Origin of the sequence: Pyrobaculum islandicum DSM 4184 (genome assembly GCF_000015205.1) — an archaeon.
Lineage (GTDB): Archaea > Thermoproteota > Thermoprotei > Thermoproteales > Thermoproteaceae > Pyrobaculum > Pyrobaculum islandicum.
The window spans coordinates 471,630-494,393 of sequence record NC_008701.1 but is presented as its reverse complement, the minus strand read 5'-3'; the positions used below and the strand labels follow the sequence as shown (position 1 = coordinate 494,393).

Genomic DNA, 22,764 nt, shown 5'->3' with positions numbered 1-22,764 from the left:
CTAAAATTACCTACTTAAAATACTCTGGTAATACTCTTTGAAGTTTTTCTACAACTTCCCTAGCCTCTTCCTCTCTAATCTCCTCTCTCCCATGCCACGTCAACTTGCCGCCCCATCTGGGGATCACATGTATATGTAGGTGATATACCATTTGACCTGCGTCACGCCCTGCGTTTGTTACTATGTTTACACCAGGAGCTCCTAACTTAGCCCAAGCTTTTGCAAGCTTTGTGGCTATCTCAAAACCTTTAACAACTTTCTCCACTGGGGCATCTATTACATTAGTATAGTGTTCTTTCGATACCACAAGTAGATGCCCATAGGATGCTGGATATTTGTCTAATATAACTATGAACTCTCCATCTTCATATACTTTCCACGCAGGTGCCTCCCCTCTCACTATTTTACAAAATATACAATCCATAGGGTCTAGATATTAAAGCATTTAAAACATGTGGTCATCTAAAATTTGGTGGGGGGTCTAGAGTAGCCCAAAGTAGGGCGTCTGTGAAAAGACCCCCTGCCGCGGGGTTCACACACTTCCTAGCATGTTATTTTACTCCCCGGGTTCTCTCCCCTCATAACAGCCTCTATATGCTCTGGCTTTCTTCCATCGAATATATATGTGGTGATACAATTTCTCTTTAAAATCGAAATGCTCCATGTGTCCATTAATTCATAGCCCCCTGGTAATACAGACGACTTAAGTATTCTTTCGAATTCGTCGTATGTCAGAACTGGGAGTCTTTTAGCGTTTGGATTTATTTTTGGGTCTTCGCTATATACAGCGTCAATATTAGCTGCGTTCAACAAAACAGGCGCTTTCACAGCTTCTGCTACGAGTGCGGCGACGGTGGCAGTAGATTGGCCTGGCTGAAAGCCTCCAGTCACTGTTATCCGACAGCGGCGCCAAGCGTCTAGAAACTCCTCTATATTTGTAGGCACAATGGGACATGCGTCTTCTAAAAGAGAGATGAAAAGTAATGCATTTAGGCGGCTGGCGTATATACCGAGGAGATCTTGAAATGTATAAGATGCACCCCCCCGTTTAGCTATAGAGATATATCTCCTCGCTATCTCCCCACCGCCTGTTACCACACCAACTTTGCCGCTGTACGCTTTGATCACCCGAGCGTATTTAAAAATCAGCTCTTCATCTTCAAACACACGTCCCGAAAGCTTAATTACCAACGTCATTTACTCAAATAAGTCTCTATTCCTCTTGTAACTCCTTCAATAACGTAAGTTGGTACGTCGCCAAAGACCAGCTTTGGAACCTCCCTTGAACAAACTTTTCTTATTTCATTGAAATTCCTCTGGACAACTTCAATTAGATATCTATCTTCGTATTTATAGAGAGTCTCTATTAGAGCTTGATCAGAACAATCATTTAAAAGCCAAGACACCCTCGACTTTGCCTTAGATATTTCAGACAGTAAAGAATCTACGTCAATTTCTCTTCCAAATAGCCAGACCTTTATCTCACGCCTACCTAAAAACTTCTTTTGCAACCTTACTACCACGGGGCCAAAATCGCCCTCTCGCCCCTCTGAAATCGCCTTTGTAACTTCATCAGCTACTTTGGCAAGTTCAAAATCTTTAACATGCAACTCTTTAAGCTTTTCACATTCACACATCCTCTTTAAAAGGTCTACAAGGGCCTCCGAAATTATGCCGACTACAACGTTATGCGCCGACACGGCCAATAGTCGTCTATAGTTAAAAAAGTTAGTGCTAGATTTTTAAGTTAGGTGACGACTCCAGGCTAACTGACTTATGACGAGGGATCTAAACGCTGACTAACTTCTCTTCTTTGGGTATATATAGTCCTTGGGAGCGGCCTTAATAGGCTCTAAATATGGCCTTAGTACTTTTGGTATTTCAACTACGCCATCTTCTCTTTGAAAGTTTTCTAATATCGCCGTAATAGTACGCGTAGTGGCAAGCCCAGTGCAGTTTAGCGTATGTACAAACTCGCGTCTCATGCCCTTCCTAGTCACCCTGATACCTAGCCTATACGACTGCCAATCTGTTACGTTTGAACAACTCGCCAACTCTCTATACATGCTTTGGGCTGGGTACCATACCTCAATGTCGTATTTCTTTGCCGCAGGCGCGCCTAGGTCGTGAGCACATATGTTTACTACTCTATACGGCAGACCCAAATCTTTTATAAGCTCCTCTGTGTTTTTTGTTATCTCCTCATGCCACCTCCAAGAGTCTTCAGGGAGCGAAAATACAAACTGTTCCACCTTGTGGAATATATGGACTCTAAAAATCCCCTTTAGATCCCTACTGCCGGCCCCTGCCTCTTTTCTAAAACAGGGAGACCACCCCACAAACAAGAGCGGGAGCTCGTCTTCTACAAGTTCTCTCTTGTATAGATAGGCCGCTATTCCATGCTCCGCCGTCGCTATTAGGTATAAATCCTCGCCCTCTATCTTATAGATAGCATCTCTAAATGTGTCAAAGTCGAGCACTCTCTTAATTACGTCAAATTTTAACATATATGGCGGTATAATTGGTCTAAATCCTTTTTGAGCCAGACGATCCATAGCGTACATAGCTAAGGCAAAATCTAGCCATACTAAATCGTCAAGAAGATAGTAAAAGCGGCTTCCTGCCACCTCCCCTGCCTTGAGGGTATCCACCATCCCTAGGACAACCTCGGCCATATCCGCATGGCCTATAGGGAGTTTATCCACTATTACATACTCTACGTCTTTGAGAGTCCCCACGGCATCTTTAGCGACTTTGACGACCCCTCCATACCTTACTGGAATTGAATCTACACCCTCTGGACATATGGGGACAGAGTCATGAATTAAGTTTGGAAAACTCCAGAGAAGGTCTTCCCTCTCTCTTTCAATTTTTTCCACCTCTTTTTCCAAGTTTTCAAGCTTTGCCGCAAGTTCACGTGCCTTTTCTACAATCTCTCTTCTTCTTTCAGGAGGCGCCTTTGCGCCCTCTTTTGAAAGCTGGTTATAAACATGTCTTAGCTCATCAACCTCTTTTTTCAGTTGCCGCCATTTCTTATCCAGCTCTAAAAATTTGTCTACCAGCGACGTGTCGAGCCTTCTTGCAGTTAACACCTTTTTAACATAGTCAGGGTTATTCCTAAGCGCTTCTAATACACTGTAGGACATTAGTACGGGAGGTTGTATATTCTATAAATCTTTACCCGCCAGTTAAGGACTTTAAAAGAGTGAAAACTCTAGTCAGCTCCTCAACTCTAGAGATGCGGAATATAAGCAATGGGATTGCATATCCCGGGTGCCATAGCTCGATATACATAACGTTTCCGAGTACAACTATATGTACGAAGTACTCGCGGTCGTTTGCCAGAAGTCTGTAGATATAACGACGACCTTTCTCAAACCGCAGAATTTCCACTAGTTCATAAGGGCCTTTCTCAAATTCTCTAATCAACAAAACACTCTCCACAACGTATAAATGCGAGTAATTTTATAACTTATAACTGTCGAACATATAAAGAGACCTACTTAAATAGTCTCAACGTCGTCCTCTTTGTTGTCTTCCACTAGGTTGAAATATAATATGCGGGCCAATTTTTTGCTTTCAGGTACTATCCCATTTAAGTATATTAATGCAGATAGACCAAGTAATACAAGCGAGAGAGCTAACACGCTGTCAAACCTTAGTTGTGAAATAGAGAAAGGCACTACGACCTCCCTCAAGTGGCTTAGTTTAACTATTGCCGCGATAAGAGAGGCGAGCAAAGTCAGAGAGAGTCCCACTGTGATAACCCACCTCCCATCCCCCCTGTTTCTAAGGGCTATAACAACGTTTATAACTATGTATGGAACGACGGAGATTAACGTCATCAAATAGACCCCCACAAGCAATGGGAAGACGTCTAATACGCCAGCCCACCACACGTTGAATAGTGTATAGAATACACTAAAAATTACAAAAACAAGCCCTATCCTCACAGATCTAGATATGATATCTAACATGTGGATAGCTTCCCTCCCGGCTTATTAACTCAACTTTGAAAATCGCCTAACCACACTCCCCAGTTTTGCAGTAGGGGTCTTTGCCCTCCTCTAGGGCCTTCAGCTTGGCCTTCTCGGCGACTTCCTCTATGGCTGAGTCCAGGGCGATGGGTTTCACTATTATCTTCGTGTCGGCCAGCTTCTTCTTTATCTCCTGCTTCAGCCCTGTGTATATCACCTGCACAGACTTGGACTTGTCTCTATACACCGTTATGCCCTTAACGCCGAGGGCCCACGCGAGGGCGAAAGCCCAGTATACGTCCTCCTTTGGGGCATTGGCGGGCATGTTTATGGTCTTGGATATGCCCTGATCCACCCACTGTTGTGCGCTCGCCTGCATTAGGACGTGCCACAGCCAGCCGATCTCCATGGCGGTGGCGAAGAGGTGCTTCACCTCCTCCGGCAGAGGGGCGTCCTTGAGCATGCCGGTCTCCTCCACCGTCTTCCTCACCTGGGGCGTCCAGAGGCCCCTCGCCCTCAGCCACTCCACCGCCGGCCAGTAGTACTCTATGAGGGTGCCGACGGTCACGTTCCTTATGAAGGCCAGGGCGAAGACGGGCTCCACGCCGCTTGTGGTGCCGGCCAGTATGCTGGTTCTGCCCGTGGGGGCTATGGACAACACCACCGAGTTCCTCACGCCGCCTTTGACCTTCTCCCTCAGCGCCTCAAGCCTCGGCCTCAGCCACTCCCTCGTCCTCATGGTTATCTCGCGGAGGCGGTCGCCTGCCTCCCTTAGCTCAGGCGGGAAGGCCCCTTTGACGCGCTCCCACCTGCCCCAGACGTAGTCCTGGAACTTCAGAACCGGTATCTCGCCTCTGGCGTACGCCGACTTCTCGAAGAACTTAAACGGCCCCCTCTCCCTGGCCAACTCGGCGGATTCGTCGAGGGCGTTGACGTATATCCACGCCATTATTCTGTTTATCAGCTCCACCGCCTCCCAACTGGCGTAGGGGATGCCCAGTTTTATCAACAGCTCGGCGAAGCCCATGATGCCGAGGCCGTTCTTCCTCGTGGCACGGTTCATCTCGTCTATCACCTCTATCCCCGTGTAACTACGGTCTATCGCGTCGTCGAGAAACCTAGTGCCTAGGCGGGCCGCCTCGGCGAGACCCTCCCAGTCTATACACGCCAGCTTCTCCTCGAAGGTCTTCCCGGCGCACTCCCTGGCGAATTTGACTAGGTTTATGTGGGTGAGGTTACACACCTCGAAGGGGTTTTGGTGGGTCTCACTGCAGGGGTTGACGGCTCTCCAGATGTATCTAAACCTGTGGCCGGCCACCTCTATCTCTTCGCCGAGGAGGGGGTTGGAGGCGTTTAGGTTGTCCTTATATATCACGCCGGGGTCTCCCGAGTCCCAGGCGCCCTCCGCGATCTCGCGGAAGAGCTCCCTCGCGTCTACCCAACCGGCCACCGCCTCCTGCGGCGGGCTGACTCGGGTCTCCTCCACGGGCTTCCTCCCGGTCCTCTCCAGATATATCCTCGGGTTCACCAGGGGGTACTTCGGGTCTTTGTCGAGACCCAGCGCCTTCTCCATGAAGGCGTCGTCTACGAAGACCGAGATGTTGAAGTTCTGGAGGTGGGCGTCTTTGAGCTCCCCCGTCTTGGCCTTTATGAACTTCCTCACGTCGGGGTGCCACACGTGTAGCGTGCCCATCTGGGCGCCCCTCCTCTTGCCCCCCTGTTTAATCACCTCGACGTTGGTGTCGAACAGCTTCATGAAGCTGACTGGGCCTGAGGCAACGCCGACGCTCCCCCTCACCACGTCGCCCTCCGGCCTCAGCAGGGAGAAGTCGTAGCCGACGCCGCCGCCCAACTGCTGTATTATGCCGGAGTAGGCAAGGGCGTCGTAGATACAGAAGCGGCCTGGGTGGGAGAGGGAGGATAGGCAGTCCTCCACCTCCAGCGTGAAGCACGAGGCGAACATCTCCTTCTTAGTCCAGGCGTTGAACCAGAAGGGCGACGCCGGCACTATCCTCAGTGACGTGATTGCGTCGTAGTACCTCCTCGCCGTCTCCACATCCCGCGCGACGGCTGTGGCGACGCGCCAAGCCGCCATGCTGGGGGTCTCGGCCAGCCTGAAGTCCCCGCCCCTCAGGGCGTAGTTGCCGTTGGTGAAGAGGCGGAGGGCGTTGTAGCTGAGCGATCTGTCGAAGTCGGGCCTGGGCTCGAAGGCCTCCAGCAGGCGTAGAGACTCCTCCTTCAGCAGGCCGGCCTCCGCCAGCTGTCTATACCTCGCGAGAGCCCGCTCTAGATAGCCCGACTTGTGCTTGAGGAAGTCCTTGCCGAAGACCTCCTTGTAGATCCTGCCCAGGAGGTGGGACTTAGCCACCTCCGCCAACTCTGGCCTATCTATGGCGCGCTTGAGCAACTCAAGCTGGACTAGATCCGCCAACTCCCACGAGTTGACGTCCCTATTTATGTTTATCTCCACCTCGCCGTCTACCTCAACGCCCACCTCAGACGCTGCCTGTCGAATTGATAGTCTTAATTTCTCAAGTGAGAAAGGCTCCAATAAGCCGCTGAGTTTAACAACTGTATACATGGTATTTGTGTCAATTTCTGTATATATTCACTTCAGTGAAAAAGTAAGTGGAGAGAGCTTTCTGAAACTTTTCAATATTCCTGTATTAATGCGAGAAACTCTCTGTCTGTAGCAATGATGTTTTGCTCCTCGGCTATCTTGTCCATATATCTCTGGCCTGACTCTTTCAATGTGGCATACACCGCAGTAGCCACATCGTCTGGCACTGATGGCTTTGGGTATGGCAAACCCAATCTGCCTAATGTAGCTTTTGCTAATAGCCACATTTTTATATGGCTAATCTCTAGCTCGTTTATATCAATGCCGAGCCAATACAGCTCTCTAACAAGTCCAAAAGTTAGCAACTTGATAAAACTCTCCCAGTGTTCTTGCAAAAGCTCCTCTCCTCTCTCCTGTAATTTATGTACAATCTGACCAATTTTGTCTTCTTGTTCATGATATCTCGCTCTGGAAAGCACTGCGACAAGCTCAGGATCTAGCACAGGCTTGAGAGATTTATACAACATAACAGCTGTTAAAATAGCTTGACTCGCCATTATACCTCTTACAAAGTTTTCTATAGCCTCTTCTATGTCAAGCTCCTTCTTTGTTCTGCCATCTTTTAGAGCAATTACATCGCCTGGCTCTACCGGGTCTACTAATACAAGTTTCCCATTAGCAAAAACTGCAGGCACACTCAATACGTAACGTTTGAGATATGGGAAATACAACGTGCCCACCATTTCAAAAGTTATACCTGGCACACCCCTGAGGGCTTTGTATAATACATATGACGACTTACATGTGTGGTGAATTACTATTTTAATCATTAGCACAATCTTTGATTTCTATATTTAGATTTTCGCGTAATCGTTCCCCTCGTCACTATTCAGCTAAGACCAATGTCGTCACCGTTGAAATGTTTTAAACAGCTATTTGTTTTTATCGCCGTGTTTTTCAGAAAGTCTAAGCTCAGACTCACGCCACTTACAAAGACCGAAGTAGTAAAGAGGTTACTTGATTTGGCAGTAGTAAAGGTAGGAAATAGCGAGAGAGTTGTGTTAGTATTTTTCGATTTAAAATGTCCTTTCTGTGCAAAGTTGTTTAAAGAGACGGAAGAGCTTTTAGTAGATATGGCAAATAGGGGGCTTATAACATACGCAATGTGTGACTATGTAGTTCATAGAGATGCCGAACCTCTCCATAGAATGCTCAGATGTATTTCTGAAAAAGAACGGTTGAAGTTTGTAAGAGACGCCTTTGAAGGCAAAAGGGTTGAAATCGGCAACTGCCCCGAGGGTAACTTGAGGATATGTGAAAAGATGGCAGAAGAACTCGGTGTTATTGGCACGCCGACACTTCTCTTTTACCACTTAGCCAAGGGCAAGGGATATATACACTTCGGCTATATATCTCCAACCGAAATTTTGGAAGCTATATCTTCTTTATGATCTTGGGAGAGGTTCCAGAGAGGTATATCTTGCATGATTTCTATACATACCTTTTATTTGACGTCACAAACGCGCTTGGCGATGTCACAGTGATACCTCCGCCGCCTGGCTCCTCATACCAATTCGCTGTAGTTGGAGCCTTAATTGCAAAAATGGGTTATAGAGTCCGCGTTTTAAACATGTCAACATGTAGACGGAGGACAATTTCGCGTATATTATCACACGCCGTCGGCGAGCTTATTTATGTCGGCTACGCGCATAAGTTAGCGTATGCAGGACCCGGCGCTGTAATAAATCAAGAAGAGGCGACCTTTGAAAATGTGAGACGTATAGCCAGGGGCAACGTTAGATTTCACGTTATGTGGGAGAAATGTCTAGGCGGCGACTTACGGCAGAGAGAAGTCGTAGACTTAGGAAGACTCCCAGAGGCGATAACTAGGCTAGAGATCTGGCTGGCAGAGAGGCTTGGGATAAGGTAATTGATAAATATTGCCTCTAATCCTCCTTACCCCATATATTTTCCAACTTCCGGGGTTGAGTATTTTCTCTTGCTCATTGACATAGGGCACGTGGCTGTGGCCATAAACTAGCCAAACCTCGTCGCTTAATGCCAACTCTCTCCTCAACCATCTGCCGAGCTGGCCTCTTCTGACGAGATCTATAAAATACGCCAATACCCCACTCCTTATGGCTCTGTCTCCATGTGTAACTACAATTTTTTGAGGGCCCTCTATAAAAACTTCGCCATTATAAGCAAAGACCTCAGTATCGCCTATTTTTGTAATAAGGGGCCCTGGTAGCTGTGGGTCATGTGATGACTTACTAAAAGAAATATACAGTCTCCGTGGTTGAATCTGTAGAATCCCCATGGCTCTTCTTATGAGTTTAATAGCTTCGTCGTAGCTAACCCTCCTATACTGATTCTCAAAAAGATCGCCGGTAATAACAACTTCCTCTACATATGTAGCTCTGAGACATTTTACTAGCTCCTGTATTTTCGAATATCGCGAGCCTATGTGTACGTCGCCGAAAAATATCACATAAGGCCGATTTTTGCGTCTTTTAAGACTGGCTTCTATTTAGTAATACATATAAGCATATAGCTTCTAGATTAGTATGCGTAGAGTCGCAATTATAGGAGCTGCAGGGAGAGACTTCCATGTGTATCACATGGTATACAGAGGGTCTAAAGATTATAAAGTAGTTGCGTTTTTAATGACACAAATTCCTTTGCCAAATAGGAGATATCCGCCTTCGCTCTCTGGCATACCTGAGGGCATACCTATATATACATGGAGAAGCTACGAGGAGCTTACGCGGCTTCTAAAAGAGCTTCGCGTAGATGAGGCTGTTCTTGCGTATAGTGATTTGTTATATGATGAGGTTGGGCATATAATCTCGGCCGTGCTTGCCAGCGGAGCCACATTTAAAATTCACGGGCCTAATGACACATATCTCAATTCTATAAAACCTGTCATAGCTGTCACGGCGACTAGAACAGGCGCCGGCAAATCTACTGTTTCTAAGGAGGTGGTACGAGAGCTCTCTGCCAAGGGGTATAGAGTTGCCGTAGTGAGACACCCAATGCCATATAGAGATCTAGAAGAGAGCATAGTTGAGGTATTTAAAAGGCCGGAGGATCTAGACAAACTGACCTTTGAAGAAAGAGAGGAGTTTGAGCAATATGTGGAGATAGGGGTCCCTGTGTTAGCCGGTGTAGATTACAGCGCTGTATTAAGAGAAGCAGAGCGTCTTGGAGATATTATACTGTGGGATGGCGGTAACAACGATTTCCCATTCTTTAGACCTAATTATATGATTGTTGTAACCGACGCGCGTAGAGCAGGCCATGAGGTTAACTCATTTCCCGGCGAGGTAAACCTCCGCCTTGCAGATGCAGTAATCATAACTAAGGTTAGTGATGCCAGTAGAGAAAATGTCGAAAAGGTCGTTAGTAACGTCCGACGGGTAAATCCAAGGGCATCTATAACAAAGGCAGACTTAGAGGTTTATGTAGATAAAGATATAACGGGTAAACGCGTGCTTATAATTGAGGACGCGCCTACAGTTACTCATGGCGGTTTGCCATATGGCGCAGGCTATATAGCTGCGGTAAAATACGGAGCAGAGGTTGTAGATCCGAGACCCTATGCTGTCGGCACTATAAAGAAGATATATGAAGAGTATAATATAGGGCCTGTATTGCCAAGCCTAGGCTACACTCTTGAACAGAGAAGAGATTTAGAAGCCGTAATTAAACATATTGATGTAGATATCGTACTTGTAGCCACGCCAGCTAAAATAGAGAGAGTAATAAGCATAAACAAACCCATTGCAAGAGTTAGCTGGAGGTTAAAGATAGTAGAGGGGCCGACAGTAAAGGATCTTGTAAATGCCTTTTTAGAAAGATTAAGCTAATCTCACATCGCCATCGGCGACACCTCCCAAAAGCGATAAAAGTCTGCGGAGGTGTAACGTTGCATTTATTAACCGCTCCTCCTCAACTCCCGGAACTCCTGCCACTACGATTAACACGTCTTTTGTTGACACGTCTATTTTTGTCTCTACACTATCCCTATATGGATACACATGGAGTATTTGGTCATTTGACGCAAGGACTATCTGATCATCTAGCTCATGCGGCTGACCTCCTATCGGGTGGAAGACCTCTCCTTTTCTTGACAGCCTAATGCGAAGGGTTTTTCCGTGGATCTTCGAAATGTCATAAAGCCCTATGGGCACTATATATTTTATTGATATGGCATTTCCAGCATCTACAACGGGGTTTATCCTCGGCAGAGACTCCCCGCGCAACACTCTCCTGAGGAGGGCCTCTTGCGCAGGCCGTTGCTTTGTTGGATCTATTTTAAGAGTCTTCCAATAGAAGTCGCGATACGCTCTAATTATGTGGTGATCTTTTAGCGTTTCTAAAGAGAGAGCCCCTCTAATCTCTTCCACGATTCTATTAATCTCTTCTTCAAGTTGCGACGTATATCTCGTATTGTCTACCCCATATACTACGTCATAAGCTACGAAAACTCCCAAGCTTTTTACCTCGTTTAAAATAGTAATCATTTATACTAAAGCCAGCTTTGAATTTCTGCAAGCGCCTTCTTTACTTTTTCTATTTTATCTTTCAGTTCAGTTATCTGTTTTGTACACTCTTCGGCTAGTTCTGTCGGCAATTCTACCTTAAAGCCTTCTTTAGATAACCTATCGTATACTTTCTTCACTAATTGTCCAGCCCTGGTTTCACCTTTTAAATGGCGTCTTACAGTAGCCTCGGTGACTCCAAGCTCTTCAGCTATTTTAGAAGTAGGAATGCCAGCTCTCTCTCTAGCTAAGGCAGCCGCGGCGGTATAAAGCGAGTCTACCCAAGTCACTCTAGTGGCTGGGTCTTTAATTGCTTCAAGAGTCTCTTTGTCAAACAAAGACATTACTAATAGCGCTGACTCCAGCTTTCTAATCTCCTCACGTCCCGTCGGCTTTAACGGAATCTCCGCCATGGCCCTAATCCTCCACCTCTATTTCAACTTTTCTCTGAGCTGGCTGTTTCTCGGCCTCTTCCACAGCCTTTCGCATAGCCTCTACCTCCTCCTTAGAGATCGGCTCTATTTTAACGGTATTTCCTACAATCTTTAGATATCTGTCCCACATCACCTCTATCCCGCCGTCTTTTATCTCCATGGGGTGGCGCAACATCGAGTGTTTTGTATCTCGCATTTTCCACACAATGATCGACCTGTGTAACTTGCCGTCTATCTCGTCTAAGTCGAGACGGATTATGCCGTCTACTGCGTGTTCTACGCCGGGGCCGCCAAAACCGCGTTCTCCCACCGAGACTTGAGATACGAAAAACGCAGTACATCCAAGACCTGCTATAACTCTCTTTAGTGTCATAATCGTAGCCCTAGCCACAGCTGGTTTTGTTAAGTAGAGGGTAGATACTGAATCTATTACCACGCGACGAGCGCCGATGTCTTTAATTGCTTGTCTCAACACATCGCTTAATTCATAGACGTCGTCTACCTGCTTCACTATGTATTTTTCCCGTTGTGCCGCAGTACCGACGCCACCCGTAAACGCGTCTATTATTGCAAATTTCCCCTCGCGCTCATATTGAGAAATATCCCATCCAAAGTGGCGAAAGCTACGGCGGACGGCAACGGGGTGTTCTTCAAGTGCTACAAAAACGCCTGGCTCTCCCCTTTTTAAACCGTTATAGAGAAATTGTTTGCCAAGTATAGACTTGCCTGTCCCCGGCCCTCCGCTTAATAAAACAACGCTTCTCTCTGGTATACCGCCGTATAAAATTTCGTCGAGCCCAGGTATGTAACTCCGTACTCTTGGTACCATGTTTTTCAACAATATAGAATCTTTAAATTAATTTTATGTTCTATATGCCGATGACAGAATCTAAGGTAAAAGATCTCTCGCTAGCCGAAAGAGGTAGGGAACAGTTGTACTGGGCTGAGAGAAATATGCCCGTATTGTTAGAAATTAGGAAGCGTTTTGAAAAAGAGAAACCTCTTGCAGGTCAGACGATAGCCGCTTGTTTACATGTCACAAAAGAGACAGGAGTTCTAGTACGTACTTTAATCGCAGGAGGAGCGCGAGTTGTAGTTATACCATCTAACCCTCTTTCAACTCAAGATGATGTAGCCGCCGCTTTGGCACAAGAAGGCGCATATGTCTACGCATGGCGTGGGATGTCTGAACGAGATTATTACAATGCCATTGGTTTCGCGTTGTCTTTTTACCCCACGATTACTCTAGACGACGGTGCAGACCTAACAGTGACAATACATAAGCTTAAGCATGAAGCACGAGACAAGACAATTGAGTACGTACTAGAGACTGCGGGGTCTATAGACCCCGATAAATTAGTGGCCGGACTCCGCGGGGGCACCGAGGAGACCACCACAGGTGTGTTAAGGCTCCGCGCGCTGAAGAGGGCTGGAAAGCTTCTCTACCCAATCATAGCAGTTAACGAGTCCTATACGAAGTATCTATTTGACAACAGATATGGAACAGGCCAGTCCACTTGGGACGGCGTCTTGAGGGCAACAAACCTCCTCATAGCCGGCAAAAACGTGGTTATTGCCGGGTATGGTTGGGTTGGCAGAGGAATCGCAATGAGGGCTAGAGGCCTCGGCGCAAGGAGAGTAATTGTGGTAGAGGTAGACCCCGTGAGGGCTCTGGAGGCTGTCTTTGACGGGTTTGAAGTTATGCCTATGGACAAGGCAGCTGAGATAGGCGATATATTTATAACAGCCACGGGCAATATAAGAGCAATAAATCTAGGCCATATTTTTAAGATGAAAGACGGCGCAGTTCTCGCAAACGCTGGTCACTTTAATGTAGAAATCGACGTCGCAGGTCTTGAACGTGTAGCAATCTCAAAGAAGTTAATAAGACAGTACCTAGAGGAATACACGCTACCAAATGGCAAACGTGTCTATCTCATCGGGGAGGGCCGGCTAGTGAATTTGGTAGCCGCAGAGGGCCATCCCTCTGAGGTCATGGATCTATCTTTTGCAAACCAAGCCCTCGCCGCCGAGCATATTGTAAAAAATAAGCTAGCTATTGACGTCTATAAATTACCCGACGAACTTGACCGCGAAGTAGCGCGGCTTAAGCTCAAAACTATGGGTATCGAAATAGAAGAATTAACCGAAGAACAGAAACAATATCTCACCTCCTGGGAGTTGGGCACGTAACATTCATACCGCCGCTTCTCTAAGACGTAAACTCTAAGACCCAACTTTATGATAAAACAGGCCTACCCTAGTAAGACTTCGTCTATCAGGCGAGGTAAATCCCCTCCTTTGAATAGGAGACGTTAATACATATCGTTGTTTTGATAAGTGCCAAGCCAGTTTAGAACCTTTAAAAACGTAGGGAAATAGCCTATCAAATGGGACTCGAGCTTGCCTAATGCTTCTGCTCTGATGCGGCGTGGTCGTTCACGAGGGCGTGAATGAAAGAGAAGCCCTTACAGCCTAAAAGCAGCTGAAATAAGAGACATAGCACTTAAATCTTGATACTGAGTACTCTTTTGTGATGTAAACTCTGGGGCCTGATTTAATGACGAAACTGACCTGCCCTGATATTCCCAAAGGTTCAGCGATACCGTGGAAAGCTCTATAAATGTGTCAACGTCTATGTTAGACTTCTGGAAGTGATGCTTGACATTTTTTCATAATATCTCTGTAGATGCGTATCCTCTTTCTCACTAGCCTAATTTTCTTCTTCAAAATCTCCATATCGCTTGGCGCAATTCCCATTGTTTTAAGCTCTCTAAGGAGGGCTATCAATCTCATCTCCTCCTTTTTATATAGATCTATAAGGCCCTTAATTCTAAGACATTCAGCTTCTGTAGTTTCAGACTCCTCTATCTTTATCCCAAGTATTCTCTCGGCGCCGACAGGTTTTGACCTCAAGCTATGTCTCACCTTCTCTATGTCTATGCCGCCTAGGTACTGTCCTAACTTCTCTATAAGGTATTCGACTTCCATATTCTCTCCACGATTTTTTTACCAACATATTCATCGTCTTCTAAAATCTCTAGAATTTCGACGTCTACCTCTATAAGATCCTCTACTATGTCTCCTTCGTCCTCAATTTTTTCGTCTACTGTGTTAACAGAGACCCACCTCTTTGGGCTTTCGCTTTTGCTTAAGTCTATGCTTAAGAGAGTTGCAAGATGTCTAAAGTCCTCCTCACTAACTAGACTTCTTAATTTGTAAAGCGCTAGTATCTTTTTCGCCGGAGAAAGCTTAGTGAGTCTCGGCAGTAGAGTCTCTAGCTCTGACAAGGCCACGTCTATCTTATACTATAGCAATAAAAATCCAGCAGTTATAACTAAGACTCTAGAGAGTATGCTGAAAATTTAAACTATTATAGATGCTAGGTTTGCGATTGTCGGCCAACGCAATGTTGCCTCCATAGCAACAGGGCCGTGGATCTCCGACCCTTTAGGATCTCCTTCCGGAGTTACAATAACTACGGCGTTGTCTTCAAAAGCGACCCATGTTCCATCTGGTCTCCTGTAGGGCCGCCTTTGTCTCACAACAATCGCTCTAAATATCTGTTTTCTCAACTCAGGCTTCCCCTCTCGCACTACTACGACAACCATGTCGCCAACGCCTGCGCCAGGGATCCTCCGATGCACTGTCTTTGAATAATGACCTACAACACCTATAACGCGGACAAGTCTAGCGCCGGAGTTGTCTGCAACCGGCACTAAGCTGTTTAAGAATATACCCGGAGTGACGTGGAATCTATAAGACACGCCCACTGTTCTCTTGCCGCCACGTTTTGCCATAGCCGCATATTTGCTGATATTTATATATTTTTATCAAGTACTTTTAAAGCGGACAATAAGAGTCAATAAAGTTTTATAACATCAGTCCGTCCGTCGTCACTCATCTATCATCCACCAACGCATTCATCATGTTATCCTCTTTTCCAACTGAGGAGTATCCCGATATTACTCGTAAGCTTTATTTGAATTTTGTTTTCTTCCAGAAGCCTTGGCGGCTTTATCTTTGGCCAAGAGCCACCGAAGTAGAAATATAGGTAGCCCAAGTCCTCTGGGTTTACGCCAAGGGCTTGCGCTGTTATATAGTCAACTTCGCCACAGTTTTCGCCGGTTACTATCACCCCCCAGTATCTCTGAAATCCCTTTATGGGTCCATCGCCCTCAATGACAAATTTACCATCTGTAAGACAAAAGGTGTTTTTTTCTAATTTGTAGATATTTGCAATATATTTATAAAGCGCTCTAAAACCTTCGTAAAGATTTTGTGCGTCTTTTGGCTCTAGTACTTGTAGAGCGGCGGTGGGCATTGTTAAATACAGAATAGTCTGAGGGTGGCTTACAGGTATTGCTACAACTATTTTTGTGAGAGACTCTTCGAAAGCCGCCCTGAGCGCCCTAACGGTAATTTTTGTGCCTCTAGACGTTTCAAGTTCTATCTTATAGTCCACATGTTGTTGAGGCTGTATTATTCTAGCGCCGTATTTAGCGGCAAGTTTTTCCAAGCCCATAATTTTCACTGCTTTTTCAAAATAAGACTTAGGCATGGAGAATGTTATAGATACGTCCCTCCCTTGCAGAGTCTGTAGTAAAGTCTCTATCAGCTCGGGACGGGGGTTCGCTTGAGATGGTATATAGCTGTGCACCGCCAGTATTATTAATGCGTCTCTCTTTGGTATTGGAATCTCGGCGTCCGCCGGATATGCGTCAACCACGTCTAAATATTAAATCCAGAAATAAAATATTTCTACGGCTAAAACCCATGTCTATAAGGTTCCTCGGGTTTTACAACCTCCCTGAGAATTACAGTGGCATAACTACCCCTTGGTAGAGTGAAACTGACCGTTACTTCTTTATCTACAGCGTATCTAAAATCCCTTAGAGTTAGGACAACCTTCCTATAGCCTCCATATACCCTGAGTCCTCTCGGCATTTTTAAAAACATAGACGGCTCTACCCCCTCTCTCTTTAATAACTGCAATACAGCTTCTCCCACTTTACCCCTGGGCATCTTTACGCCGACGCCAACGGTTGGCAATACTACCTCGCCGCCGAGACCTTCTGCGTAGTGTACAACCTGTCCGTTAATTTCGACTAAGTCGCCCTCTATTGGCCTATTCAAAGGACCTAACTCCATGCGTTTAGATAGAAACAGGTTGAAGAGATAGGATTGTAAAGCCTCTACATATATCCGAAGTATTTGAATCGGTATAGACATGATGGCGTTCCACAAGTCTAAACCTCTCAAAAGTCCCCTCAATACGGCTCTTTCTTCTATAAACCTTTTTGGAAATATCTCTAGGGCTCTCCGATAGTCTCCTTTACAAGCCGCTTCTCTCGCTTTTTTTGCGACGTCAGATTCGTAGGCGAAGATTTTACAAAACATAATGTCGAAGAACTCTTCTGCGTCTTTTTTTACAAGCGCCTTGCCTAAGAGGTGACTGACCGGCCGTATAGTTCCAAAACGTTGATAGCCATAGTAATTTGGCAAAGCGATATATTGGAGCGTCTTTAGCGTAGCCTCTGCACAATCTACTTTCTCAACATTGCGAAGTGTTATGGTAAATCTGTTGCCGTAGATTAGAGATGGCGTTATAGGCTTGTCCATAGGCCAGAAGCTGAGGAACTCCACATTACGTATCTTTGGCAAATTTGTCACATCCCCTCTTATAGATATTATCTGTGATGTGACTGCTCTGGTGTCTTTGATCCCCCCTATAGATATGTCTCTGGCTTTTAGGCCGAGCGTCTTAGCTAGATATAAAAGTAGCTTCAATGTGTCAGTATTCTTTTTAACGACGTGAATCCATGTCCAACTTCCCACTCTTGGCTTTAGAGAGATGCCTGTGAGCGCTACCACTGTGCCATCTTTAAGCACCTCCTCTACTATAAAATCCTCAGGTCTCGCCTTTATTACGCCGCCAGCGGGACATGTATCAGTAACGTAGTACAACATTCCAAGACTTTTATCAAAAGGCGGAGCCTCTATCACAACAACATACAGACACCACCTTAAATAATGGATTCCGTTTTTGAATTAATGGCTAGAGTTTATCTAGGGCCCGCTGGCATTCCACAATATGTCGCAAAAGCTAGGTCTACTCTTGACGCAGTGCGTGTTGTTAGAGAGTTGGGGTTAAACGCGATGGAGGTAGAGTTTGTACAAGGCGTTAGAATGTCGAGAGAACTTGCCAAACAAGTCGGCAAGGCGGCGCAGGAGTATAACATCAAACTTTCTGTACATGCGCCATATTTCATCAACCTCTGTTCTGAAGAGACAGATAAAGTTGAGAAGTCTAGACAAAGGCTAGTAGATTCACTCGATAGAGCATATTATATGGGGGCTTGGGTTGTGGTAGTTCACGCTGCGTATTACGGCAAACTAGGGCCTCAGAAGTGTTATGAAAAAGTAAAGGAGGAGTTAGAAAAGGCGTATAAAGAGTCGGGGGTGGGATCCGGCGTATATGTCGGCGTAGAGATCACTGCACGGACGAATCAATTTGGGAGTATTGAGGAGACGTTTAAATTGGCTAAGGAGCTGCCATTTGTTACGCCAGTGGTCGACTGGGGGCATTTATACGCTAGAAATAACGGCGTTTTAAACTATGGCGAAGTATTAGATCTTTGGACTAAGGAGTTTGGAGACAGACACATGCATACACACTTTACGTCTATTCGATACCGCAACGGGAAATATGTAGATGAACACGAGCCCATTGAACGTAATATGCCGCCTTTTGAGCCTTTGGCAAAAGAGCTGAGCGCCAGGGATATAACTATTACACTTATATGCGAATCGCCGTTGTTAGAAAAAGACGCACTTTTGATGAAAGAAATTCTTGAAAAACATGGAGTGAGACTAGCTACCTAAACTTTTTCTATATCTAACAATTTACATAATGTGAAGAAAGTTGTCACGGCGTTAGATCTTCTAGCTTCAGCTGTAGAGATGTCTAATCTGATCAACAATAGAGTTGAAAATATATACAAGACAGGAGCTGGGTTTTTGTTTAAATTTACATCTGGGTTTATGACTATAACTAAGTTTAGGGCTTCTCTAACTGGTGTTATACCTGAAAAAAGCCACGAGGGGGCTGAAACACTCAGGGGGTTGTTTCGAGGTGAAAAGCTAGTAAAAGTTTACATGCCTCGTTTTGACCGTATTTTAGAACTTGAGTTTGTGTCTGGAAAAATAATTATCGAACTGATAGAGCCCTTTAACATTGTGTCTGTCAGAGATGGAAAGATAGTATGGCTTTTACATAGCTATAGAGGTAGAGACCGCGAATTAAAGCCGGGCCTGTCCTACGTTTATCCACCGGCAGCATTTATTGATATCTTTACTGCAGATGTTAACGCTATTGAGAAGGCGATAGACCCTGGCGATGTAAAGAAGAGCTTAGTTAGACGTCTGGGCACAGGTCCTGAGCTTGCAGAAGAGCTTATTGCACGAGCAGGCTCTTCGCCGAGAGCTCTTGCGGAGACGCTGAAGATTATTGTAGATCAGATACGCATTGGCAAAATAGAGCCCACGGTATGTATAAAAGAGAATATTCCTGTCACAGTCCTCCCTATAAGACTCACCGCCATACAATGCGACGAGTTAAAACAATTTACGCATTTTTGGGAAGCCCTAGATTACTACTTTTCTCCAATGGAACTGGGGTCTACTCTCATCCAAGAGACTCAGGAGTTAATACAGAGACGTAAAAAGCTGGAAACAACAATAGCAGAACTAGAGAAGAAGATCCCCGAGTATAAGAAGGAGGCGTCTCTTCTGAAAACTACTGCTCATAAACTTCTGATGTATAAATCAGAGATAGAAGATGCATTAAGGGGTTACGAGACTAGTATACGTGTAGTATACGTAAACAAGAGGGTAAAAATAGAACTTCCCGATGGCACAGTTGTAGAACTTGAGAAAGACATCCCAGTGGGACGTCAAATATCGCGGATGTTTGAACATGCAAAAGAGTTAGAAGAAAAGGCGAATAAGGCGGCACAGGTTGTGGAGAAACTCAGAAGAGACCTGGCTAAGTTAGAAGAGGAGATACACCGCGCCGAGGAGAAAGTTAAGTCTTCTGTAAAAATAGTTGTTAAAAGGGCTTGGTTTGAGAAATTTCGCTGGTCTATTACCACAGGTAAGAGACCGATAATTGGGGGTAGAGACGCGTCGCAAAATGAGACTATTGTAAGAAAATACCTTAGGGAACACTACCTCTTCTTTCATGCAGATATCCCAGGCGCTTCAGTGGTTGTAATGCCCCCATCAGAGGACCCCCTTGAGTTATTACAAACTGCACAGTTTGCCGCTGCATATAGCAAGGCATGGAAAATTGGGATACATTCAATAGATGTATACTACGTCCGCGGCGAGCAAGTCTCTAAACATGCGCCCGCCGGCCAATATCTTGCCCGTGGCTCGTTTATGATATATGGCAAAAGGGAGTATATTAGACACGTCCGTTTAGAGCTGGCAGTGGGTTGTAGAAAAGATGGAGATATCTATAGAGTAGTGGCGGCACCGCCAAAATCAGCGCAACTATTAGCTGATAGATACGTTATCATATCGCCAGGCGGCGTAGAAAAGAGCAAATTAGGTAGAGAGCTAGCCAAGAAGTGGGGGGGATGTTCTCTCGAAGAGATAGTAGCCGCTATCCCTGGCCCCTCACAGATAGCTGAGGAGGGGCGGGGATCGCCCCTCTCTTGGGAGGAAGTGGAGAGAGTCTTTGCCACGTGGTAGACTGCGAAATAAAAGGCGTGCCGTATCTCCACTGTATATATATAGACTCTATGTTGGGGTGGCTGGCCCGTATGTTACGTATTCTATTTGGACTCAAGGTGATATACAGCTCAGACTTGGGGGATACAGAGCTCTTAAATACAGAATGTCTAGTAGTTACGCGAGATGAGGAGCTCTATAAAACAAGGAGAGGTCCCACTATTTTAATAAAGACAGACGACCACATTAAGTGGATATCTATATTTCTAAGACTTGGTTTAAAACCTCTTGAGAAATCTAGGTGTCCACTTTGCGGAGGCGACGTTGTCGAAGTAAGTTGTAGAGAAGCGGAAAAGGCTGTGGGCCATAGGATATTTAGCGAAAAATGTTGGCGTTGCACATCTTGTGGACGCTATTACTGGGTTGGCGCACACTGGCGCCGCTTGAAGAAACTTGTTGAAGAAGCCTATGAGACTACTCTCGACTGTATAAACATCGGTTAAGTATCTTTAGGATATATGGAGTAAAGTAGAGTATTGATGTTAAAATTTCGGCGGCATTTGCATATTTCAAAACTTCCCTTAGTTGGCTACAGGAGAAGAGACCGCCGCTGTATATAATGGGGATATCCGGCCCTGCGGCTTCTCTGACTTTTACTAGAAGTTTAAAGCCATATTTATATAGTAAGAGACCACTAAGGCCTCCCCTTCCTACGCTTATTCGATTGTCCTCTATTGGGAAGGTATTTGTAACCACAAGCCCCCACCCGAGCCTTCTGACATCTCTTATGACAGAGGCCACATCTACAGAGGGGCCGACTTTAATAAACATAGGCATGTCTATATCTATAAGCTCTGGTAAATCGCGCCAAAGTCCTTTATATGTGGGGCTAGATATATTTACCTCAACTGCTGTTGGTTTATAACGCCGGAGGTATATAAGTTGTGTTAAAAAATCCTCCTTTGTAAAGCCAGCTATACTTATAAATATTGGATAATTTAAGTTCGTCAATTTGTGTAAAACTGCGGCTATGCCAGGGCTGTTAAGCCCCATGGCGTTTACAAGAGAATATGGCCAAATTCTAGCTACTCTAGGCGGTTTATTCCCCCGGCGTTTATACGGGAGTGTAGAACCCACCACTATGAATCCGGGACAGAAAAAAGAGAGAAACCGAGAGTATCTCCCAGTCTTATCTAAACCGGCCGCTACGCCGACAGGCCCACAAACTTTTACATCGCCAATCTCCCACTGTTGTACACAACGACATGTAGGGAGTGGCAGAGAAAATAGAAGTGAGCCCAGCCTATGGCTTATCTCTGGGTGTACATAATGTAGAAGACGGCCGATAATTATTAACAACGCCATTGTGCCAAATAGTTGATGACCGAGCGGTATTGTTCCTCATCTATATAATCTTTAAGCCTATCTAACAGACCCCTCATCTTATATACGCTATACACTTCTACCCCCGTCGCAGTTTTTATATTTCTGGAACCACATTGTTCTCTGTCTAGAAATACAACAGCTCCGGCCACAATGCCGCCGGCTGATCTTATAGCATTTATAGCTCCAATAATGCTCTTCCCTGTGGTTAAAACATCGTCTATTACTACAACCTCCCTTCCTGAGACTTCTGCGCCTTCTATCAAACGACCAGTCCCATGTTCTTTGGCCTCCGGTCTTACATAACTAATGGGCTTACCTAGAGTATAGCCTAGAATTGAAGCATACGGAATTCCACCTGTAGCTACCCCCACAATTATGTCAAATTTCAGTCTCAAGAGGATTTCACGATATTGTTCAATCACCCAGCGGAGTAATTCGGGCTCTCCTAAGACATTACGTAGGTCTATGTAAAACGGGCTTTCTAAACCGCTTGACAGTCTAAATATGCCGAACTTCACTACGCCAAGCTCTAAAAACTTCTCTATCATATCAAATCGCTTAACTCATGATATCTGCCACAATATGCGCAGATAAAGAGAGGCGGCTCTCTCCTCACTAGATAAAAAGTAGGCTCTACAGGCTCTCTAGGCGCGTTAGTTATACAGGTGGGGTTTCTACACTTAAACTTCCCTCTGATTACCTCAGGAGGCGTCACCTTAAACTTCCTAACCACCCTAAAGTCCTCTATGATATTTATCGTCGCCGTGGGGGCTACTGCTGAGATTATATTTACCTCTTCTGGTGTTAATTCGCGATCCTCTATCTTTATAATATCCTTCTTCCCCAGTTTTTTAGATTCCACATTCATTACCAGCGCAATACGGACGCCCTCCTTTCCCGTAATTCCTAAAATACGTAATACTGCAAGCGCTCTGCCAGCAGGTATGTGGTCTATGACGGTACCACTCCTTATTTTACTAACTATAAGCTCCCTAGACATTAACAACATTACGGGACCAGTTAATAAAGACTTGGTGCGGGGGGTGGGATTTGAACCCACGCAGGCCTACGCCACAGGGTCTTAAGCCCTGCCCCTTTGACCTGGCTCGGGCACCCCCGCCTTAAAT

Annotated in this window: 27 protein-coding genes and 1 tRNA gene; 7 read left to right on the top strand and 21 right to left on the bottom strand. The window is 45.5% G+C overall.

Going from position 1 to position 22,764, the window contains the following annotated elements:
- Positions 1–10: 10 nt before the first annotated feature.
- The 8 genes from PISL_RS02730 to PISL_RS02695 form a co-directional block, all read right to left on the bottom strand.
- Positions 11–424: an HIT family protein gene (locus tag PISL_RS02730; protein ID WP_011762286.1), complete on the bottom strand. Its 414-nt coding sequence runs from the start codon at positions 422–424 to the stop codon at positions 11–13.
- Between the two features lie 119 nt (positions 425–543).
- Positions 544–1,197 (bottom strand): UMP kinase, encoded by a 654-nt coding sequence (gene pyrH, locus PISL_RS02725; protein WP_011762285.1) that lies wholly within the window; start codon positions 1,195–1,197, stop codon positions 544–546.
- Complete coding sequence (locus tag PISL_RS02720) at positions 1,194–1,700, bottom strand: hypothetical protein (protein ID WP_011762284.1); 507 nt, start codon at positions 1,698–1,700, stop codon at positions 1,194–1,196. Before PISL_RS02720 ends, pyrH begins: the two co-directional genes overlap by 4 nt.
- A 99-nt stretch (positions 1,701–1,799) precedes the next feature.
- A complete protein-coding gene (gene serS / locus PISL_RS02715; protein WP_011762283.1) occupies positions 1,800–3,146 on the bottom strand; it encodes a serine--tRNA ligase in 1,347 nt (448 codons plus the stop codon).
- A gap of 31 nt (positions 3,147–3,177) precedes the next feature.
- The gene (locus tag PISL_RS02710; RefSeq protein ID WP_011762282.1) at positions 3,178–3,444 is read right to left on the bottom strand and encodes a hypothetical protein; all 267 of its coding nucleotides are present in this window, start codon (positions 3,442–3,444) and stop codon (positions 3,178–3,180) included.
- Between the two features lie 59 nt (positions 3,445–3,503).
- On the bottom strand, positions 3,504–3,977 hold the full coding sequence (locus PISL_RS02705; protein ID WP_011762281.1) for a hypothetical protein: 474 nt from the start codon (positions 3,975–3,977) through the stop codon (positions 3,504–3,506).
- A 46-nt stretch (positions 3,978–4,023) separates the two neighbouring features.
- Positions 4,024–6,558 (bottom strand): adenosylcobalamin-dependent ribonucleoside-diphosphate reductase, encoded by a 2,535-nt coding sequence (locus PISL_RS02700; RefSeq protein WP_011762280.1) that lies wholly within the window; start codon positions 6,556–6,558, stop codon positions 4,024–4,026.
- Positions 6,559–6,629: 71 nt separating this feature from the next.
- A complete protein-coding gene (locus PISL_RS02695; protein ID WP_011762279.1) occupies positions 6,630–7,367 on the bottom strand; it encodes a thioredoxin/glutaredoxin in 738 nt (245 codons plus the stop codon).
- 120 nt (positions 7,368–7,487) lie between these two features.
- Between PISL_RS02695 and PISL_RS02690 the strand changes: the two genes are divergently transcribed.
- Complete coding sequence (locus PISL_RS02690) at positions 7,488–7,988, top strand: DsbA family protein (RefSeq protein WP_053240286.1); 501 nt, start codon at positions 7,488–7,490, stop codon at positions 7,986–7,988.
- A complete protein-coding gene (locus PISL_RS02685; RefSeq protein ID WP_011762277.1) occupies positions 7,985–8,467 on the top strand; it encodes a hypothetical protein in 483 nt (160 codons plus the stop codon). Before PISL_RS02690 ends, PISL_RS02685 begins: the two co-directional genes overlap by 4 nt.
- Here PISL_RS02685 and PISL_RS02680 read toward each other — a convergent pair.
- Positions 8,429–9,028 carry a metallophosphoesterase family protein gene (locus tag PISL_RS02680; RefSeq protein ID WP_011762276.1) on the bottom strand — a complete coding sequence of 200 codons (600 nt, stop codon included), beginning with the start codon at positions 9,026–9,028 and terminating at the stop codon, positions 8,429–8,431. The two genes, PISL_RS02685 and PISL_RS02680, sit on opposite strands and share 39 nt — an antisense overlap.
- Positions 9,029–9,104: 76 nt before the next feature.
- On the opposite strand from PISL_RS02680, the gene PISL_RS02675 reads away from it, so the two are divergent.
- Entirely contained in the window at positions 9,105–10,406 is a 1,302-nt protein-coding gene (locus tag PISL_RS02675; RefSeq protein ID WP_011762275.1) for a cyclic 2,3-diphosphoglycerate synthase, read from the top strand.
- On the opposite strand, the gene PISL_RS02670 is transcribed toward PISL_RS02675, so the two are convergent.
- From PISL_RS02670 to PISL_RS02660, 3 genes are read right to left on the bottom strand one after another with little or no spacing between them, the layout of a single operon-like run.
- On the bottom strand, positions 10,398–11,063 hold the full coding sequence (locus tag PISL_RS02670) for a B3/B4 domain-containing protein (protein ID WP_011762274.1): 666 nt from the start codon (positions 11,061–11,063) through the stop codon (positions 10,398–10,400). The two genes, PISL_RS02675 and PISL_RS02670, sit on opposite strands and share 9 nt — an antisense overlap.
- A gap of 5 nt (positions 11,064–11,068) precedes the next feature.
- Positions 11,069–11,494 (bottom strand): helix-turn-helix domain-containing protein, encoded by a 426-nt coding sequence (locus PISL_RS02665; RefSeq protein WP_011762273.1) that lies wholly within the window; start codon positions 11,492–11,494, stop codon positions 11,069–11,071.
- Positions 11,495–11,498: 4 nt separating this feature from the next.
- Positions 11,499–12,344: a KaiC domain-containing protein gene (locus PISL_RS02660; RefSeq protein ID WP_011762272.1), complete on the bottom strand. Its 846-nt coding sequence runs from the start codon at positions 12,342–12,344 to the stop codon at positions 11,499–11,501.
- 50 nt (positions 12,345–12,394) lie between these two features.
- On the opposite strand from PISL_RS02660, the gene ahcY reads away from it, so the two are divergent.
- Positions 12,395–13,708: an adenosylhomocysteinase gene (gene ahcY, locus PISL_RS02655; RefSeq protein ID WP_053240285.1), complete on the top strand. Its 1,314-nt coding sequence runs from the start codon at positions 12,395–12,397 to the stop codon at positions 13,706–13,708.
- Between the two features lie 447 nt (positions 13,709–14,155).
- On the opposite strand, the gene PISL_RS02650 is transcribed toward ahcY, so the two are convergent.
- From PISL_RS02650 to truD, 5 genes are all read right to left on the bottom strand, one after another.
- Positions 14,156–14,506, bottom strand: coding sequence for a hypothetical protein (locus tag PISL_RS02650; RefSeq protein WP_011762270.1), 351 nt, complete (start codon positions 14,504–14,506; stop codon positions 14,156–14,158).
- The gene (locus PISL_RS02645; RefSeq protein WP_011762269.1) at positions 14,485–14,811 is read right to left on the bottom strand and encodes a hypothetical protein; all 327 of its coding nucleotides are present in this window, start codon (positions 14,809–14,811) and stop codon (positions 14,485–14,487) included. The genes PISL_RS02650 and PISL_RS02645 overlap by 22 nt, the downstream gene beginning before the upstream one ends.
- A 69-nt stretch (positions 14,812–14,880) precedes the next feature.
- The gene (locus tag PISL_RS02640) at positions 14,881–15,315 is read right to left on the bottom strand and encodes a 50S ribosomal protein L14 (RefSeq protein ID WP_011762268.1); all 435 of its coding nucleotides are present in this window, start codon (positions 15,313–15,315) and stop codon (positions 14,881–14,883) included.
- A gap of 131 nt (positions 15,316–15,446) precedes the next feature.
- Complete coding sequence (locus tag PISL_RS02635) at positions 15,447–16,244, bottom strand: DUF362 domain-containing protein (protein WP_011762267.1); 798 nt, start codon at positions 16,242–16,244, stop codon at positions 15,447–15,449.
- A 38-nt stretch (positions 16,245–16,282) separates the two neighbouring features.
- Positions 16,283–17,521 carry a tRNA pseudouridine(13) synthase TruD gene (gene truD / locus PISL_RS02630; RefSeq protein WP_011762266.1) on the bottom strand — a complete coding sequence of 413 codons (1,239 nt, stop codon included), beginning with the start codon at positions 17,519–17,521 and terminating at the stop codon, positions 16,283–16,285.
- 48 nt (positions 17,522–17,569) lie between these two features.
- Here truD and PISL_RS02625 point away from each other — a divergent pair, with 48 nt between their 5' ends.
- The 3 genes from PISL_RS02625 to PISL_RS02615 are packed head-to-tail and all read left to right on the top strand — an operon-like array spanning position 17,570 to position 20,754.
- Positions 17,570–18,400, top strand: coding sequence for a TIM barrel protein (locus tag PISL_RS02625; RefSeq protein ID WP_053240284.1), 831 nt, complete (start codon positions 17,570–17,572; stop codon positions 18,398–18,400).
- Positions 18,401–18,430: 30 nt separating this feature from the next.
- Positions 18,431–20,272 carry a ribosome rescue protein RqcH gene (gene rqcH, locus PISL_RS02620; protein WP_011762264.1) on the top strand — a complete coding sequence of 614 codons (1,842 nt, stop codon included), beginning with the start codon at positions 18,431–18,433 and terminating at the stop codon, positions 20,270–20,272.
- Positions 20,266–20,754, top strand: coding sequence for a Mut7-C RNAse domain-containing protein (locus PISL_RS02615; protein WP_053240283.1), 489 nt, complete (start codon positions 20,266–20,268; stop codon positions 20,752–20,754). The genes rqcH and PISL_RS02615 overlap by 7 nt, the downstream gene beginning before the upstream one ends.
- Here the strand turns inward: PISL_RS02615 and PISL_RS02610 are convergent.
- The 4 genes from PISL_RS02610 to PISL_RS02595 all read right to left on the bottom strand — a co-directional run bounded on the left by PISL_RS02610 (position 20,726) and on the right by PISL_RS02595 (position 22,757).
- Positions 20,726–21,616 (bottom strand): beta/alpha barrel domain-containing protein, encoded by an 891-nt coding sequence (locus PISL_RS02610; RefSeq protein ID WP_011762262.1) that lies wholly within the window; start codon positions 21,614–21,616, stop codon positions 20,726–20,728. The two genes, PISL_RS02615 and PISL_RS02610, sit on opposite strands and share 29 nt — an antisense overlap.
- Complete coding sequence (pyrE, locus tag PISL_RS02605; protein WP_011762261.1) at positions 21,604–22,185, bottom strand: orotate phosphoribosyltransferase; 582 nt, start codon at positions 22,183–22,185, stop codon at positions 21,604–21,606. The genes PISL_RS02610 and pyrE overlap by 13 nt, the downstream gene beginning before the upstream one ends.
- Positions 22,182–22,637, bottom strand: a complete 456-nt coding sequence (gene pyrI / locus PISL_RS02600; protein WP_053240282.1) for an aspartate carbamoyltransferase regulatory subunit — start codon at positions 22,635–22,637, stop codon at positions 22,182–22,184. Before pyrI ends, pyrE begins: the two co-directional genes overlap by 4 nt.
- A 32-nt stretch (positions 22,638–22,669) precedes the next feature.
- Positions 22,670–22,757, bottom strand: a tRNA-Leu gene (locus PISL_RS02595).
- Positions 22,758–22,764: the final 7 nt, after the last annotated feature.